At 49.5% G+C, this 17,121-nt stretch carries 12 protein-coding genes; 8 read left to right on the top strand and 4 right to left on the bottom strand.

Features of this window, described 5'->3' with window-relative positions:
* Positions 1-93 precede the first annotated feature (93 nt).
* The 3 genes from mltG to ACNI29_RS01880 all read right to left on the bottom strand — a co-directional run bounded on the left by mltG (position 94) and on the right by ACNI29_RS01880 (position 5,394).
* On the bottom strand, positions 94-1,122 hold the full coding sequence (mltG, locus tag ACNI29_RS01890) for an endolytic transglycosylase MltG (RefSeq protein WP_419780494.1): 1,029 nt from the start codon (positions 1,120-1,122) through the stop codon (positions 94-96).
* Between the two features lie 14 nt (positions 1,123-1,136).
* Positions 1,137-1,544 (bottom strand): Holliday junction resolvase RuvX, encoded by a 408-nt coding sequence (gene ruvX, locus ACNI29_RS01885; RefSeq protein WP_419780493.1) that lies wholly within the window; start codon positions 1,542-1,544, stop codon positions 1,137-1,139.
* Positions 1,545-1,851: 307 nt separating this feature from the next.
* Positions 1,852-5,394, bottom strand: a complete 3,543-nt coding sequence (locus tag ACNI29_RS01880) for an FAD-binding and (Fe-S)-binding domain-containing protein (RefSeq protein ID WP_419780492.1) — start codon at positions 5,392-5,394, stop codon at positions 1,852-1,854.
* A 472-nt stretch (positions 5,395-5,866) separates the two neighbouring features.
* On the opposite strand from ACNI29_RS01880, the gene ACNI29_RS01875 reads away from it, so the two are divergent.
* The 8 genes from ACNI29_RS01875 to ACNI29_RS01840 all read left to right on the top strand — a co-directional run bounded on the left by ACNI29_RS01875 (position 5,867) and on the right by ACNI29_RS01840 (position 14,584).
* Positions 5,867-7,006, top strand: coding sequence for a pyridoxal-phosphate-dependent aminotransferase family protein (locus ACNI29_RS01875; protein WP_419780491.1), 1,140 nt, complete (start codon positions 5,867-5,869; stop codon positions 7,004-7,006).
* Positions 7,007-7,370: 364 nt separating this feature from the next.
* Complete coding sequence (locus tag ACNI29_RS01870) at positions 7,371-7,964, top strand: TetR/AcrR family transcriptional regulator (RefSeq protein WP_419780490.1); 594 nt, start codon at positions 7,371-7,373, stop codon at positions 7,962-7,964.
* Positions 7,965-7,977: 13 nt separating this feature from the next.
* Complete coding sequence (locus ACNI29_RS01865) at positions 7,978-10,113, top strand: SulP family inorganic anion transporter (RefSeq protein ID WP_419780489.1); 2,136 nt, start codon at positions 7,978-7,980, stop codon at positions 10,111-10,113.
* Positions 10,114-10,125: 12 nt separating this feature from the next.
* Complete coding sequence (locus tag ACNI29_RS01860) at positions 10,126-11,340, top strand: response regulator (protein WP_419780488.1); 1,215 nt, start codon at positions 10,126-10,128, stop codon at positions 11,338-11,340.
* A gap of 24 nt (positions 11,341-11,364) precedes the next feature.
* The gene (locus ACNI29_RS01855) at positions 11,365-13,107 is read left to right on the top strand and encodes a sensor histidine kinase (RefSeq protein ID WP_419780486.1); all 1,743 of its coding nucleotides are present in this window, start codon (positions 11,365-11,367) and stop codon (positions 13,105-13,107) included.
* Between the two features lies 1 nt (position 13,108).
* Positions 13,109-13,465, top strand: coding sequence for a response regulator (locus tag ACNI29_RS01850; protein WP_419780485.1), 357 nt, complete (start codon positions 13,109-13,111; stop codon positions 13,463-13,465).
* Between the two features lie 20 nt (positions 13,466-13,485).
* The gene (locus tag ACNI29_RS01845) at positions 13,486-14,118 is read left to right on the top strand and encodes a sensor histidine kinase (RefSeq protein ID WP_419780484.1); all 633 of its coding nucleotides are present in this window, start codon (positions 13,486-13,488) and stop codon (positions 14,116-14,118) included.
* Between the two features lie 37 nt (positions 14,119-14,155).
* Positions 14,156-14,584: a response regulator gene (locus ACNI29_RS01840; RefSeq protein WP_419780483.1), complete on the top strand. Its 429-nt coding sequence runs from the start codon at positions 14,156-14,158 to the stop codon at positions 14,582-14,584.
* 126 nt (positions 14,585-14,710) lie between these two features.
* On the opposite strand, the gene hypF is transcribed toward ACNI29_RS01840, so the two are convergent.
* Positions 14,711-17,065, bottom strand: coding sequence for a carbamoyltransferase HypF (hypF, locus tag ACNI29_RS01835; protein WP_419780482.1), 2,355 nt, complete (start codon positions 17,063-17,065; stop codon positions 14,711-14,713).
* Positions 17,066-17,121: the final 56 nt, after the last annotated feature.

The following is a 17,121-nucleotide window of genomic DNA, read 5'->3' as shown; positions in this document are numbered from 1 at the left end:
TGCGATAGCTTAGATTTTTTTATTAAGAACTAGAAAGGCGGACCTGAATCGTTGATTCGGGTCCGCCTTTTTTATTCTGTGATATAATTTGCTTTAATTGTATGATCTGTAGGTCTTCTTGTCCCTACGCAGCTGATACTTCTTTACTGCCGCATTGTGCTCTTTCAGGGATTTGCTGAAGTAGTGAGAGCCGTCCCCTTTAGCTACGAAGTAGAGATATGAATGCTTTTCGGGGTTGATAGCCGCTTTGAGCGAGTCGAGGCCCGGTGAGCAGATTGGTCCGGGGGGCAGACCCCGATGCTGGTAGGTATTGTAGGGGTTGGAATTGTCGTTTAAATGCTTCTTACGCAGGTTGCCGTCGAAGGTTTCGCCCAGACCATAGATTATGGTTGGATCGCATTGCAGCAGGTAGCCTCTCGCTAAGCGGTTTGCGAAGACTCCGGCAATTGTGCGTCGTTCCCTCACATCCCCCGTTTCTTTTTCAACCAGAGATGCAAGGATCACTTTTATGTGAATTTCCGCAGGGGAAGGCAGTGTGCCGTTCCATGCTTCGTTTGCGGCCTTTTGGAACTCTTTAAGCATGGTTGTGACCATGACTTTTCCGGTTTCGTTTTTTGGGCGTGTCAGCAGGTACGTTTCCGGGAAAAGATAACCCTCAGCACTTTTGGCCGGGATTTTATATTCTGTAAGCAGTGCGGGATCGGAGACTGCTTTTTTGAATTCAGCATAATCGGTCAGTCCGGATTTTTCTGCTCTATCAGCTGTTGCCCACCATGTAAGGCCTTCGCGCACGGAAAATTTGTGCAGGATGCCGGAGGATGTGGTCAGGGTATCGAGCACCTGCGGAGCGGTCATGTTTGACCAGAGGCTGAATTCCCCGGCACGGACTTTCGAAGCTTGACCCTGAGCCTGTGCGTATTCACGGAATTGTTTGGCATCTGTGATCAGTCCTGCTTTCGCAAGGTTGCCAGAGACAGTCCACAAAGGCTGGCCCGGTTCAACGCTGAAAAGGATTTCACGCCCTTCCAGTTCCGGCGGAACATTGAGAAAGGTCCAGTTCCGATACAAAAACCAACCCGCCACCAGCATGAGTGCCATGCACCCGAAAGCAATGGTGGGCATAACATAGCGCAGAACTATGCTCGGGCGAGCCACGTTTCCAGAATTATTTTTGCTGCCTGGCTGTCCAGGTTTTTCTTTCTTTTCCGGTCCCAAAGTCCGGCCTCCTTGAGTTCGTCTTCAGCTGCGATAGAGCTGAGTCTTTCATCGACAAGATGAATCGGTAAGTCAACCCTTCTTTCCAACGATGCTGCAAAATTGCGCACCTGCCGGGTGGTCAGAGTGTCTTCGCCATCCAGAGAAAGGGGAAGGCCGATGACAATATCACCGATCTTTTCATTCTCTATAATTTCCAGCAATTTCGAGAACATCGCATCGCGGGTAGTGCGTTCCATAACCTTGTACGGAAAGGCAAAAACCTTGTCCGGGTCAGTTATCGCCAAGCCCACACGCTTTGTCCCAAAATCAATACCTAATGCTTTCATGTTAGAAGTGCCTCCGGCCCCCATCCCCTCTCTTTCAAAGACGTTTTTAGTTATGCTTCGCAAATAGCACATCAATACGTCTTCAAATAAAAAGACGGCGAAGCATAATAAAAGTTTTTGGGATTCTTAAACCCTTTTTACACAAATCCGCAGGAAAGCGGATTTGCCCGGTGCTTCAAAGCACCGCCCCGAAGGGGTAAGCCCCGGGAGGGAAAATATTATATTAAAAGCGCATAGCGCATTAAAATGCCCCCGGCAAGGTCCCAGAAGGGCTGCCGGAGGCATGTTTTGTGAGTCTTATGTCTTTTTAGATCAATACCAGTTCATCCTGACGGGTAGCACGTTCAAGTTCTTTCTTGAAATCTTTGCGCCACTTGGGTCCGCCGATGAGTTCTGCCATATACTCAACTGTGTGGAGTACACGGTTCTGCTTTTTGAGGTTCTGCATGTTGCGCTTAATGCCGACCTTACATGATGGGCAGCCGACAATAACCGGGGTTTCCTTACTGCGTCCCTGCAGATCGTCCTTGAGCTGTCCACCTTTGCGGTCGCGCAGCTTGTTGTAGATCTCGGGGCTGGTGATGGAACCGAGTCCGGATTCACCGCAGCAACCGGGAGAGAGTGTCACTTCGGTGTTGAGTGTATCTGCAATTGCTTTGCGGTACATTTCCGGTGCCTTGTTCTTTTTCACTTCGGTCCATTCGGTGTGGCAGGACGCGTGGTAAATCACTTCCTGTGCCGGATTGACGTTGGCTAAATTGAGGTTGCCCGGATTGTTCAACAGGTACTGCATGGCATCACTGCGTTTGAGTTCGTAGCCCAGTTCCCTGAACTCGTAGGATTCGAGGGATTCGCGGCAGGTTCCGCAGGCGGTAATCAGGGTGGAAACCTTCATGCCTGCGATGGAAGCCTTGGCGATGCGGTACTGGATGTCGCTGATGTTGCGGTGGCGGTTGGTGTTGTATGCCTCAACGCAACCGCTGGCCAGCAGCGGGTAGCCGCAGCAGAGGTGCTTGGCAGGCATGACAACGTTAACGCCGGATTTCAGCAGCAGGTAAAGGGTAGCCATGCCGATGTCCTTGGAGAACAGTGACGCACCGCAGCCAGGGAAGTAGTAAACACTGTCCGGCGCGGGGGTGTTCTGCAGGAACATGGAACCTTTGTCGAGATTGATGGACTCGGAAAGGTTACGGAAATCCATGGTCGGTGTTTTGCTGTGCAGCATTGGGGATTCCATGCGTCTGCGCCAGTGACCGGGAATGAGCCCCACGGCCTTGGCTTGCAGCCCAGCGGACAGGGACAGGAATTTGGCGGTCTTGGGGAGTCTGCTTTGCGGGTCCTTGGCTACGAAACCGAGCACGGCATTCTTTATGGGATGACCACCGGTTCCTTTGTATTCGAGGAACGAACGGATTTGCAGTGCCGCTCCGGCAGAATCAATCTTGATGGGGCAGACAGAGGTGCAGCGGCCGCAAGCGGTGCAGTGCTCCATGATTTTTCTCAGTCTGGTCATGAGTTCCGGAGATGGCTCTCCTCGCTGTACCTGAGAGTAGTAGATGGCCTCAATGAGTGCACCGAGCGCAATGTTTTTGTTGCGCGGGTGGTACATGAGTCCTTCCTGCGGGTAGAACATGGGGCAGACCTGCTTGCATTTACCGCAACGGGTACAGGTCTGGATGTTCTGGAGCAGTTCCATCAGGTGTTCCTTATCTTTAATGGCAGTCTTGTTCAGGTCGTTGATGAGCCTGTTGAACGAGAATGTGTATGCCGGAGACGGAAGGTTTCTGCGGGTCAGCTTACCGGGGTTGAGAATATTCAGCGGATCTACTTTCAGCTTGTATATTTTGATGGCTTCGATTTTCTCTTCGGAAAGATAATCGATCTTGGTGATGCCGATTCCGTGTTCACCGGAAACTTCACCTTTGAGCTCGAGTACTTTTTTAAAAACATCATCAACCGCTTCATGGGCACTGTGGAGCATTTCCGGGTCGTTGGAGTTGACCGGGATGTTCACGTGGCAGTTACCGTCACCAGCGTGCATGTGGTTGGCGATGATGATGCGCTGTTCCTTGAGCTTTTTGAGAATGCTGTTGATATTGGAATCCAGCTTGGGGAATTCGTCGCGCAGTTCCTGAAAGAGGTAGTAAACCTGACTTTCAAGTTCCTGATCACTCATATCCTTGCCGGTGATTTTGCCTTTGAGGATGTTGGTGGTCCGCTCAAGGGCCATCTCGACCTTTGGTTCCTCAATGGGAAATCCGGGCAATTCCTTAACGTTAAGCAGTGATTTGCGATAGATCTTGGCAAGGTAGATCAGGTTGAGGTCTTCAAGGAAATCGGAGAAATCCGGGATGACTTCAAGGGGGATAACGATATCTTCGTTAACCTTAAAACCTGAGGTACGTTTTGCGATTGCGGAAAGTTTGTGGCGGTCTTCCCAGAACAGCTCCGCTTCTTTTTCATCGCGTGCAGCAAAGATGTCCACACCGTCATAAGGCTGCGCAATGGACAGGATAGTGTCCACCGCACTCTGCAGTGCGGCTTCATCATCAGAATCAAGCTGCAGGATGAGGACTGAAATGGGGTCGCCTTCGTATTTATCAGACTTCTTAACGTATTTGATTGCCTGTACGTATTTGGGTCCGAATTCTTCAAGTGCAGAGATTTTTACCAGATCTCCTTCTTCGCGGATGGTGTCGCGCAGGGCAACAACATCTTTGATGACCAGCATGGCGTTACGCATGGAGCGGCCGAAGAATTCAAGGCAGAGTACACGGGTTTTGCTCGGCTTGGGATAGAGAGCAAAGCAGCATTCAGTGATGATGCCGTCAACACCTTCTTTCTGTACGCCGGGCAGTCCGCCGAGGTACTTGTTGGTCACGTCCTTGCCGAGTCCGGTTGTGCGGATTTCTTCAGCGGTAAGGTCGATGGTGTCGATCAGCCTGTCTTTGGCATCGAATATTTCAAATGTTGCGTCTTCGTTGGCGAAAATTTTGTGGCCGGGATGTCCCTTGCGGCGCACTTCAATAAGTTCACCCTTGGGCATGACCATCTTGTAGCTGATGATGTTGTCGATGGTACAGCCATATTCAAAGGCGAAAGGTCCGCCGGAGTTCTCGGAAATGTTACCGCCGAGGGAGGAACCGGCCTTGGATGCCGGGTCTACTGTGAAAAGAACCCCTTCTTTGTCCGCAGCTTTGATTGCGTCAAGGGTGATTACCCCGGCCTGTGCGCAGAGGGTCATGGCCCCTGTATCAACGCTCAGAATTTTTTTGAAGCGGGCAAGGGAAAGGACTGCTGTACGGTCAAGCGCCGGGATGGCACCACCGGTTGCACCGGTCCCACCACCACGTGGGATCAGGCCGAACTGCATTTCGTTGGCAAGGCGCACTATGGCCCGCACCTGCTCGGTGTCTTCCGGGAAGAGCACTGCTATGGGCAGTTCAATACGCAGGTCAGTTGCGTCGGTTGCGGATTGCACAACAGTGTGGGGATCGAGACCGATACAGTGTTCGGGCAGGATCTCTTTCATCTTTTCAACGAAACGGTCTTTGAATTCCTTATCTGCATCCTGTTTGAGCCAGAAGTTTTCCACTGCACGGGTTAAGCGCTGTGGGTATTCGCCGGACAGGGTCGGGCGGGCAAGGGTCAGGGTGCGGGATACGGATTTACGGACCAGTTCAGGATCAATGAACGGGTTATAGCGAACCAGAAAAAGCTCAGCCGCAATGCTTTCCGCAAGGGTACGCACGTCTTCGGGCCAGCCTTTAAATTCAAAGGGATCAAGGCCAAGCACTCTTTGCAGCAGTGCTTCGGCGGGAATGGAAATATGGGGACCTAACTGAGGCATAATAACTTACCGTGAATTGTTTTTGTTTTACAGGCAGGCAGGACACCGTCCTGTGAAGAAAAAAGGGAATATAGTGACCACTGTGGTTAAAATCAAGCAACTATTTTGCGAAATTATAAATTATTTAAACCTAAATCTTTTATGTTTTTCTTTTAATTCTCTGAATTAATTGTATGTATTCTGGAAAACAGAGGATTAAGAAACGCAAAGCAGTTTCTGATTGTCCGTTGGAATTCGTAGTCTGCTTCGGTGAGCGAGAATCTTATAAGAATGTGTTGGACTTCCACACATATAATGGCGGCGGGGCCGATTGTAAAGGGCTGTGTACTGTTAATGCTTGACAGAAACGGGAAAACTGAATGATTATTTCTGCCTCCATAATTCTCGCATTTTAGTGATTCTTTGACTTCATTTCGATATTCGTAATATAAATCTCAAAAATTAATTATTTTGAAACAGTGAGGGTTTAAAAATGATCGGTGACGATTTTGCAGAACTCCAACTTTTTATAACCGGCCCCATTCTTCTGCGTGAGGAAGTGCGTAAAGCCGGGCTTCTTCCCGAATTTGGTCATCGCGATGCGGAAAATCCCAAGCGCTTTGAACCCATAATGCGTAATCTCAATACTATTGCCGGTAGTCCCGAAGGATACACTCCGGTGATCTTCAACGGCTCCGGAACAAATGTACTTGAAGCCTCAATCCGTTCATTGGTTGCGGATTCCGATAAGGTGCTCAATGTTTCAGTCGGTGCATTCGGTGATCTTTACCATAATCTTGCTGTGCTTAACGGTAAAAACGCAGTGCAGCTGAAGTTTCCGTACGGCAGTGCTATCAATCTGGAAAGATTGGAAGATGCTCTCAAGGAACATAAGCCTAACCTTGTTACATTTACCCATAATGAAACTTCTACCGGGGTGATCAACGATGTGGTTGCGGTTTGCGAAATGATTCGTGCCCACGGAGCCGAACCGATCATTGATGCTGTCTCCATATTTGGAGGCGCGCCTACACATATAAATGAATGTAAGCCGCTCATGTATTGCACCTCGACCCAGAAGTCTCTCGGATTGCCTGCAGGTTTCGGGATCGGTTTTGTCAGTGAAGAGGCGTTGCAAAAGGCTGAGTCTGTCGCCAACCGTGGTTACACTACTGACATCATAGCGCAGGTAGGCAAGGCGAAGATCTGCCAGACCTTGACCACACCTAACGGTACTCTTGCCAACCAGATGTGTGTGCAGCTCGACTATATAGTTAATGATGAGACTGTAGAGGGCCGCTTCAAGCGTCACGAAGATATGCGTTCCATCGCGCATGCATGGGCTGGGACAATGGATGGTTATGAGCTTTTCGTGCAGGAAGGATATCGCTCTCCCAGCCTGACTACTTACAAAACGCCTTCTCATATGACTATCGACAAGCTTAAGGAAGTGAAGGAGCTTATGCGCGGACATGGCTATCTCTTCGATCCCGGTTACGGAAAGATCAACAAGGAGCTGGCCGGGCAGGGAGAATCCCCTATTTTTCGTGTCGGCCACATGGCAGATATCACTGCTGAGATGCTATCTGAATATCTCAACGTGCTTTCCGGAGTGCTGAAAGGTTTTAATTAAGACTGCTTCAGTTCGAATAGATTTAGAAGCCCTGATCTGCTTGTGCAGGTCAGGGTTTTTTGTTTTTTTAAGGAAAAATGCATTTTTTTTGTAGTGCACGCTCAGTTTTTCTTGATAAAATGAAAATAATTTGCCAATAAAAACCGAGTGCTAACTCAGTTATAAGAAGAAATTTGAGTTATGTGAAAAAAATATCATGGCTGATTTGGCTGAGTTTTAATGTTTAAAGTTATGTAAAACAGTAATTTAGGTGATAAAATGTAGCTCGTTTGTGAAAAAATGGACGGGTTGACATTGAACCTAGATTCAGATTATTTTTTATTCCGACTGAGTGCTCAGTCGGTTTTTTGAAAGAGGAGAACAAATGACCAAGATGTCCAAAAAGAAGGCGGCAATACTGGAGGCTGCCACCATCCTTTTCGCCAATAAAGGATTTGCCGATACTTCCATGCAGGAATTATCCAAAATGACCGGAGCGGCGGAAGGTACAATCTTTTATCACTTCAAGAACAAGGAACACCTTCTGTTAACCATCCTTGAGGCAACCAAGGATCGTATTCTGGAGGAGTTCGAAGCCCACATGGAAAACCATGAACAGGCAACAGGTATTGAAGAGATGGAAGAGGTGGTTGCGTTTTACCTTCTTCTGGCCGGACGTATGGAATACCAGTTTCTTCTTCTGCACCGACATTTCCTGTATCAGTTCGCCGAAAGCCGACCTGAATTCCGGGAACACCTCGTGGCTATCTATAACTGTCTGGTCATTCTTTTTGAACAGACGATCCAGAAGGGGTTGGAAGATGGTTCCATCGGCGAGGTCAATCCCCGGAAGAGCGCACTCATCATTTTTACGATGGTAGATGGTTTAGTGAGATTCAAAAATTTTAATCTCTACGACGCGGGGGCTTTATTCAACGAGTTGATTGAGTCAATCCGCAGGATGTTGAAACCTAACTAGGGGTGTTTATCTCATGCTTACTAGAATTTTTCCTTTTCTGGGCTGGTTCAAAAAGTACAGCGGAGCGGCTTTCAGAGCGGACATCATTTCCGGTCTGACTGTTGCACTGGTACTTATTCCCCAGTCCATGGCGTATGCGCAGCTGGCGGGCATGCCTGCTTACTACGGTCTTTACGCCTCTCTGCTTCCTCCCATGGTAGCTGCCCTGTTCGGCTCCAGCCGTCAGCTGGCTACCGGTCCCGTTGCTGTTGTATCCCTGATGACCGCAGCTTCGCTTGAACCGTTGGCAACAGCTGGTAGCGAGGGCTACATTGCCTATGCATTGCTGCTGGCACTGCTGGTAGGTCTCTTCCAGTTCCTGCTTGGTGTTCTGCGTCTCGGTCTGGTCGTTAACTTCCTGTCTCACCCGGTTGTTAACGGTTTTACCAACGCAGCAGCCATCATCATCGCGTCTTCCCAGCTTTCAAAAATGTTCGGTGTCTACGTAGACAAAGCTGAGCTACATTTTGAAACCATCATGAGGGTTATCAAAGGCGCAATCCATTATACCCATCTACCAACATTGGGTATGGGGGTTCTGGCCTTTGCCATCATGGTCGGGCTAAAACGGGTTAACCCAAAGATTCCAAACGTTCTTTGCGCGGTTGTAATTACCACCCTGCTTTCATGGGCAACCGGTTTTAACCACGATACAAAGGTTGATATTTCTGCAATTCAGGATGCTGAAGTTCAGACTCTGATCACCGACTTCAACAAATCTGTTACCGGTATCGAAGATCTGGCACTGCAGCGTACTGAGATCGCAGCCCTTGAAGACAAAGCCAAGGCAGAGAAGAATCAGATCGGATTTTACGATGCCGAGCATGATATTGCAGTTGTCAACTATCAGGTTAAACTGCTCAAACATAAATCCCATGAGCTCCGCGCTGAACTGCGTCACACCCTCCTCGACGGCGTTGAGCAGGCAGACGGAACTATGGCTTTCTATGCTCAGGGCAATGCTCCTGCAGGTGTAATTACCGATGGCCGTATCTGGCGTCTGAAAGTCGGAAACAAGGTTCTTGATACTACTTCCCTGAAGATGATGGGTGGTGGTGCTGTTGTAGGAACCATCCCTTCCGGTTTCCCTGCGATTGCTGTTCCCGAGCTGAACTTTAAGGTCATACTCAAGCTCTTCCCCTTTGCAATCATCATTTCGCTGCTTGGTTTCATGGAAGCTATTTCCATTGCAAAAGCAATGGCTGCAAAGACCGGACAGAGACTTGACCCCAACCAGGAACTTATTGGTCAGGGTCTTGCAAACATGCTTGGTGCTTGCGGTTCTGCATACCCCGCTTCCGGATCATTCTCACGTTCTGCTGTTAACCTGCAGGCCGGGGCTGTGAGCGGACTTTCCAGCGTATTTACCTCCGCCATTGTGGCTGTTACCCTGCTGTTCTTCACTCCGCTGCTTTATCATCTGCCGCAGGCTGTTCTGGCGGCTGTTATCATGATGGCTGTTATCGGGTTGATTAACGCTTCCGGTTTTATCCATGCATGGAAGGCCCAGAAATATGACGGAGCTATCTCAATTATCTCATTTATTGCAACTCTGGCCTTTGCACCGCACCTTGATAAGGGTATTATGATCGGTGTGGCACTTTCACTGGGCGTGTTTCTCTACAAGAGCATGCGTCCCCGTGTTGCAGCCCTCTCGAAAGGTGAAGATGAGGTTCTTCGTGATGCCAGCATTCATGGCCTGCGCGAATGCGATCACATCGCGGTTGTCCGTTTTGACGGTCCTCTGTTCTTCGCAAACGCAAGTTTCCTTGAAGACCAGATCACTGACCGTATTATGGATATGCCTAACCTGAAACACATCATTCTGGTTTGTAGCGGTATCAACGACATTGACGCATCCGGCGAGGAAGCACTTTCCCTGATTGTCGATACTGTTCGAAGCGGTGGACGTGACATTTCTCTTTCCGGAGTGAATGAAGCGGTTATGGCAGTGCTTGAACGCACCCACCTGCTTGAAAAAATCGGAAGAGATCATGTTTATGCCGATACTGAGGACGCTCTCTGCAAGACTCACGCTAAGGCCCATCAGGACGGTTCCGAGTCTGATTGCCCGCTCACAACTTACTGCCGTGTCAGCGGTAACGCTTAGTGGAGGTTGTTAATGTCTGATCTATTTATCTTCAGCGGTCTGTTCTGTCAGGCTGATGCAATTGTAAAACGCTTGATCGATGATATTGATTTCAAGCTGGTTACTGACAGCGATCTCATATCCGATGCCGCTGCTCTCGGTGGAATGAGTGAAAAGGCTATTGCCAAGGCTTTTTCTCCCAAGACTTCCATCTTCAATAAATTCAGCCACGAAAAAGAACGTTCCGTTGCCTGGCTTCGCCTCGCTCTGGCTAAGAAATTGGCCGAAGGTCAGGCGCTGCTTGTCTCGGGTATGGTTACCCAGCTGCTTTCTCAGGAAATCAGTCATGTTCTCAAGGTCTGCATCATTGATGACCTGAAGAAGAGAATGGAGACCGCACGCAACGAGTCCGGGATTTCCGAAGAAGAAGCTGAAAAAGAAATTCAGCAGAGTGATGAAGAACGTACCGTTTGGGTTCGTGAAATAAACGGAAGCAATGATCCTTGGTCTTCTTCCCTTTACGACATGGTTATCCCCGCTGACAAAACCGGTGCTGACGAATCCGTTGCTCTGATCAAGGAACAGTTGAACAATGCTGCTGTTGAAGTTACAGAAGCCTCAAAGCTGGCTGTGCAGGATTTCCTTCTGGCCGCTAATGTTGAAACTGAGCTGGTAAGCAAGGGGCACAACGTTTCCGTTAAAGCGAAAGCCGGTAAGGTAACCCTTTCCATCAATAAGAAAGTGCTCATGGTTGAGCGTCTTGAAAAGGATCTGCGTGAAATCGCTGAACCGCTCGAAGGCGTTAAGAGCGTTGATGTCACTTTCGGCAAGGACTTCTATGAGGCTGACATTTATCGCCGCATGGATTTTGAACTGCCTTCCCGTGTACTTTTGGTCGACGATGAGCGCGAATTCGTAAAGACCCTTTCCGAACGTCTCCTGCTTCGCGATCTCGGTTCCGCAGTGGTTTATGACGGTGAATCTGCTCTTGATGTGGTTCAGGAAGATGAGCCTGAAGTAATGATTCTTGACCTGAAGATGCCCGGCATCGACGGTATCGAGGTTCTGCGCCGGGTTAAATCCGACCGTCCGAGCATCGAAGTGATCATCCTCACCGGTCATGGTTCTGATGATGACCGCAAGACCTGTATGGATCTCGGCGCGTTCGCTTACCTGAACAAGCCTGTCGATATTGATGTACTCAGCAAGACTCTCAAAGATGCTTACGCTAAGGCGCGTAACTCTTAACCGATAAATTCTCCGGGGCTGGCCATGAACATAAAAGGAATATTCAAGCCGGAATTCTGGGACGCGGATACTAAAACCGCAGGACCTTACAAGCAGCTGTTTGACTACAAGCGGATCTGGCAGTTTTGTATGGGACTTTTAGTTGCGGTTTCTCTTGTTCCAATCCTGATTATGGCCTCCATCGACTTCAGTGTCACCCGGGGTGCGATCAAATCCGAGAATACCCTCGACGCGGCAAGGACAACGTCCAATACCCGCCGGTCGGTATCCTTCTTTCTGGAGGAGCGGAAATCAGCTTTGCAACTGCTGGTTGGAATGCACGATTTTCGCTCCTTCGATGATCGCGAAAAATTGGCCCGTATGCTGGAGTCGCTGAAAAACAGCTTTGGCGGGTTTGTGGATTTAGGGGTAATCAACAAGGAAGGCAAGCAGGTTTCCTATGTGGGACCGTACAAGCTTGAAGGCCGTGAGTATGCCGGGCAGGACTGGTTCAAGCAGACTGTTGAGCAGGGTATTTACGTAAGTGAGGTGTTCCTTGGTTTTCGCGATAGTCCGCACCTTGTTATCGCCGTCAAACATATGATTGATGTTAAGAAGGACCGCTTCAAAATTTTGCGGGCTACACTTGATACCAAGCAATTCAACGGAATCCTGTCTTCCCTTGATCTTTCAGAAGGAGAGGATGTCTTTCTGGTCAACCGCGAGGGTGTGCTCCAGACGCCTTCAAAATGGAACGGCAAGATTTTTTCCAAAGTCGGCTTTGAACTTCCGGAGCAGTCTTTCCGTACCAAAGTTAAAGAAATTTCCTATCGCAAAGGTGATCCGACCATGCTCGGCTATGCTTATCTTGAGAACACGCCTTTCGTCCTGCTTTATGTGAAGACTGAGGCCGAGTTCATGGGCGGCTGGCAGAGTTCCCGCGACACCGTGATCTGGTTTACCATTATCAGTGTTGCAGTAGTTATCATGGTAATGTGGGCCGTTGCATCTTATCTTGTAGAACGGATATACATTGCGGATATGACCCGCTCCAAAGCTTTGCAGCAGATGGAGCACCATAACCGAATGGCTTCCATCGGTCGGCTCGCTGCCGGGGTTGCCCATGAGATCAACAACCCTTTGGCTATTATTAATGAGAAAGCCGGGTTGCTCAAAGATCTCTTCACCTTCAGCAAGGCTTACGAAGCGGATGACCGTTTGCTGGGGCTGGTGGATTCAGTGTTGAATTCTGTGGAGCGTTGCGGGCGTATCACCAAAAGACTGCTCGGTTTTTCTCGTCAGACTGATATGGAATTCAGGCCGGTTTATCCGCGTAAGGTGATTGATACCGTATTGAGCTTTTTGAATAAGGAAGCCGAGTATCGCTGCATTGATATCAATGTCGACGTAGATGAAAATATTTATGAAGTTGTGACTGACCGAGGTAAGCTGGAGCAGGTCCTGCTGAACCTGATCAACAACGCTTTTCAGGCCATGAAGGATGGCGGAGCATTGCACGTTAAAGTCAGTCTTTGTGAAAAAGGGCAGATACATTTTTCGGTAAAGGATAACGGCTGCGGGATTCCCGCTTCGGATCTCAAAAGAATTTTTGAGCCGTTTTATTCAACCAAGAAACAGGCTGGCGGAACAGGACTCGGATTGTCCATTACTTATGGGCTGGTGCAGGACCTTGGAGGGGAAATGCGCGTACAGAGTGAGCTGGGGAAAGGTACAGAGTTCAGCTTTTCGCTGCCCAAGGTTCCCGATATGAATGGGGAGAGTCATTAGTATGAAGATTTTATTGGTAGATGATGAATCAGAGCTGGTGTCAGCTCTTGCGGAAAGACTTTCCTTTCGTGGATTCGATGCTGAATGGGTTTGCTCCGGAGCGGAAGCAATAGACAAGGTTAAGGATAATGAGTACGACCTCGCGGTTCTTGATGTCAAAATGCCGCGCATGAGTGGGCTGGAACTGCGAGTCGAGTTGGAAAGCATCCGGCCGGGTATGAAATATATTTTTCTTTCCGGGCATGGCTCGGAAGATGATTACAATGCGGGAGCGGCCGAAGCAGAGTGCTATCTGGTCAAGCCTGTAAAGATTGAAGAGCTGGTGGAAAAAATCAATCTGGCTCTGGAATCTGACTAACCATCCACAAGGAGAAGCGCATGGGATCAACAGTACCGCAGAAAGACCGTGACGGACTCTGCTTTTTCGGGCAGATCAGCGCGGCCATTTCCCATGACCTCAAGAACGTTCTGGCGATCATCAATGAAGATGCCGGACTGCTGCAGGATTACTCCCTCATGGCAGCTCAAGGTATGGAGTTGGACCCTGAACGAATGGCAAAGCTGGCTGAAAAGGTTCAGGGACAGGTCAAAAGAGGTGATGGAATAATCAAGAACATGAACCGGTTTGCGCACAGTGTGGACATGCCGGAATGCGAAATTGATTACCGGGAGCTGAGTGCGCTGGTTGTCTCCCTGCTGACCAGAATGGCTTCGCGCAAATGCGTGACGGTCAACATTGTGGATGGCAGTCCGGTCAAGGGCAAAGGTGACCCGTTTATTATCCAGATGCTTATAGCCAAGGGTCTTGAGTATGCGATGGATAGTGCCGGAAAGGATGGAAAGCTCAGTATTGAGTTAAGCACTTCTGGAGGTGGGAGTGTCCTAGCGGTTTCAGGTTTGAGTGATATTTTAGCTGAAGACCGTCTGGCCGAGCTTGGATTGATTGCCGATAAAGCGGATGCCGAAGTTTCCGGTGATCCGCAGGAAAAAATATTAAATTTTAAATTTTAATTACTTTAAAACTGCACCATGCAGGCGGAGAAAGATCATGGCAGAAAAAGTACTTCTGGTTGATGACGAAAAAGAATTTGTTGAAGGTCTTGCAGAGCGTATGGAACTGCGCGGCATGAAGGTAACAGCATGCACCAACCCTCAGGAAGCTCTCGATAAAGTTGATGCTGAAAGTTTCGATGCAATCGTTCTTGACCTCCAGATGCCCGGAATCGACGGCATTGAAGCTCTCAAGCATATCAAGAAATCCAGACCTGAAATGCAGGTTATCCTGCTCAGCGGGCACGCAACCGTTGAAAAAGGTATTGAAGCCATGAAACTCGGCGCAATGGATTTCGTTGAAAAACCTGCCGATATCAATGTGCTGACTGACAAAATCAAAAAGGCACAGGCCAAAAAAATGATCCTCGTTGAAGAAAAAACCGAGGAAAAAGTTAAAGATATTCTTAACCACAAGGGCTGGTAGAAATTATCCGCTCAACAGCGATTAGTAAAAAGCCTCCATCGGTAACGATGGAGGCTTTTTTTGTTCTTATCATTGTAAAGCAATAGTCAAAACTATTGTAAGGCAATTATTCAAAGACAATAGTTTTTATGATTCCGGCTTATTAAGCAATAATTGCCCATAAACTGCCTGCCCCAGTGAGATGCAGCCGTCGTTGGGTGGCAGGTTGCGGTGGACCAGCGGAGTCAGGCCGCGCTTTTGGAGTTCCACCGGAAGTTCCACGGCGATGGTCAGGTTCTGCATGACCCCGCCGCTTAATCCAACAGTCTTGATTCCGGTCTGCCTGGCAATTGCTTCCGCACAATCTGCGAGGCCGAGAATCAGGCCCCGGTGGAAACGGCGGCTGATTTTCGCCGGGGGGATTCCTGCCCGGAAATCTGTGAATGCCTGTTTGAACAGTTCAGCTGTATTTATTTCGAATGGTTCTTCAGACTTGTTCAGGGGGCTGGTATACGCTTCCTGTTCAGACATATCCTGAATTTTTTCTAAGATAATTGCGGCCTGTCCTTCGTAAGAAATATTTGAGCAGAGTCCGATCATGGCTGAAACGGCGTCAAAAAGACGGCCACAGCTGCTGGTCAGCGGGCAATTGATGTTCTTTTCCAACACCTGATCAAACATTTTGAGTCCTGATTTGAATCTTTCCGGTACAGGAATCTGTTCAGCATCAAGGCCGAGGTCCTTGGCTGCGGCGTATGCAATGCGCCATGGTTCGCGGACCGCTGCCTCGCCACCGGGCAGACGCAGGTGGCTGAATCTGGCCAGTCGTTTGTGTTCCAGCTTTACATTATCAACCAGCAGACATTCTCCGCCCCAGATGGTGCGGTCTTCTCCCAGCCCGGTTCCGTCCAAGGCAAGGCCGAGTGCCGGGCCGTTGAATTGGTTTTCTGCCAGCACGGAATGAATGTGGGCGTAGTGGTGCTGCAAGGCGGTTGTTTCCAATTTTTCAGCCAATGAAATTTCTTCGGCCAGTCCGGTGGTCAGGTAGTCCGGGTGCAGGTCATGAACTATGAGTTCCGGTTTGACCTTGAGGATGGATTGCAGGTGCAGCCGGATTTCTTTCCAGAAATTTGCAGTCTCAAGGTTCTGCATGTCCCCGATATGCTGGCTGCTGAATGCCTGATCGCCTTTGGTCAGGCAGAGGGTGTTCTTCAGTTCCGGTCCGGTTCCCAGTACGCAGGGTCCGTCCTGTGCAAGAAAAACAGGGGAGGGCGTGTAGCCCCGCGCACGGCGCATGAAAACGGTGCGTGATTCCTGCTCCTGTGAGTCATCAAATTCAGGTACGGAGCGGGCCACAGAGTCATCAACCCGGATGAGGATGTCCCGGTTATGGAAGAGGAATACGTCAACAATTTCCGGGAGACGCTGCAGGGCTTCACGGTTGCCGATGCAGATAGGCGCGGAACTCATGTTTCCGGATGTCATGACCAGCGCGGATGGTTCGCCTGATTCGTTTTGTGCGGAAAAATATTTGAGCAGAACCTGATGCAGCGGGGTGTAGGGAACCATCAGACCGATGAAATCCGTATCCGGTGCGATCTCCGGGGCAAGGGAATAACCATCAGATTTAGGGGCCAGCACAATGGGACGTTGCAGTCCTTCGAGCAGTTCAATGTCATTTGCATTCAGGTCGGCGAGCTTTGCTGCTTCATCAACATCGCGGAGCATGACCGCCAGCGGTTTATCCGGGCGGTTTTTGCGTTGGCGCAGGGTGCGCACGGCCTTGGGATTTGTTGCGTCGCAAACCAGATGAAAACCACCGAGTCCCTTGACTCCGGCAACTTTTCCTGCAGCCAGCAGTTTTGCCAGCTCGCGCAGGGCAGTGTCCGGCCCTGCCAGCTCGTTACCATTGTTGTCAGTGAGCCAGACTTTGGGACCGCAGTCTGCACAGGCGTTGGGCTGGGCATGGAAGCGGCGGTCGAGCGGATTTTCGTATTCGGTGCGGCAATCACCGCATAGTGGAAAACAGGCCATGGAAGTCACCGGGCGGTCATAGGGAATGGACTTGGTGATTGTGTAGCGCGGGCCGCAGTTGGTGCAGTTGGTGAAAGGATATTCGTAGCGGCGGTTTCCGGGATCATTCATATCTGCGAAACAGTCCGGGCAGGTCGCCACGTCCGGGCTGATCAGCACGCAATGTCCTTCCCCGACGGTAGAGGCCAGAATGCAGAATTTTTTCTCCCCTTCAACAACGTCCAACTCTTTTTTTTCTAGCGACACTATCCGGGCAAGTCTCGGCAGGTCGTCTTTAAAGCTCCGATCAAATCCGTCCAGCTCGTCAGCATTACCCTGCAGTTCAATTAGTACTCCTTCAGGGCTGTTCAGCACTGTGCCTGAAAGATTGTGTTTGAGAGCAGTTTTGTAAACAAAGGGCCTGAAACCGACTCCCTGAACCTGTCCGGTTACGGTGAGCAGTCTGCGGAAAGTTTTGCTGGTGGTCATATGTAGGGAATCTCTTTTTTTAGGCTGTTTGTCGTGTAGATAACCAAGTATAGTAA

This window comes from Maridesulfovibrio spiralis (SeqCode) (genome assembly GCF_048571135.1).
GTDB lineage: Bacteria > Desulfobacterota > Desulfovibrionia > Desulfovibrionales > Desulfovibrionaceae > Maridesulfovibrio > Maridesulfovibrio spiralis.
Note: the sequence above shows the minus strand (reverse complement) of the source record. Positions and strands in the feature narration are given on the sequence as shown.

Excerpts from the sequence above, each read along its gene's own strand:
- ACNI29_RS01860 (WP_419780488.1), top strand. The coding sequence starts at position 10,126 with ATGTCTGATCTATTTATCTTCAGCGGTCTGTTCTGTCAGGCTGATGCA.
- ruvX (WP_419780493.1), bottom strand. The coding sequence starts at position 1,544 with ATGAAAGCATTAGGTATTGATTTTGGGACAAAGCGTGTGGGCTTGGCG.
- ACNI29_RS01850 (WP_419780485.1), top strand. The coding sequence starts at position 13,109 with ATGAAGATTTTATTGGTAGATGATGAATCAGAGCTGGTGTCAGCTCTT.
- ACNI29_RS01845 (WP_419780484.1), top strand. The coding sequence starts at position 13,486 with ATGGGATCAACAGTACCGCAGAAAGACCGTGACGGACTCTGCTTTTTC.
- ACNI29_RS01870 (WP_419780490.1), top strand. The coding sequence starts at position 7,371 with ATGACCAAGATGTCCAAAAAGAAGGCGGCAATACTGGAGGCTGCCACC.
- ACNI29_RS01865 (WP_419780489.1), top strand. The coding sequence starts at position 7,978 with ATGCTTACTAGAATTTTTCCTTTTCTGGGCTGGTTCAAAAAGTACAGC.
- ACNI29_RS01880 (WP_419780492.1), bottom strand. The coding sequence starts at position 5,394 with ATGCCTCAGTTAGGTCCCCATATTTCCATTCCCGCCGAAGCACTGCTG.
- mltG (WP_419780494.1), bottom strand. The coding sequence starts at position 1,122 with ATGCCCACCATTGCTTTCGGGTGCATGGCACTCATGCTGGTGGCGGGT.
- hypF (WP_419780482.1), bottom strand. The coding sequence starts at position 17,065 with ATGACCACCAGCAAAACTTTCCGCAGACTGCTCACCGTAACCGGACAG.
- ACNI29_RS01855 (WP_419780486.1), top strand. The coding sequence starts at position 11,365 with ATGAACATAAAAGGAATATTCAAGCCGGAATTCTGGGACGCGGATACT.
- ACNI29_RS01875 (WP_419780491.1), top strand. The coding sequence starts at position 5,867 with ATGATCGGTGACGATTTTGCAGAACTCCAACTTTTTATAACCGGCCCC.
- ACNI29_RS01840 (WP_419780483.1), top strand. The coding sequence starts at position 14,156 with ATGGCAGAAAAAGTACTTCTGGTTGATGACGAAAAAGAATTTGTTGAA.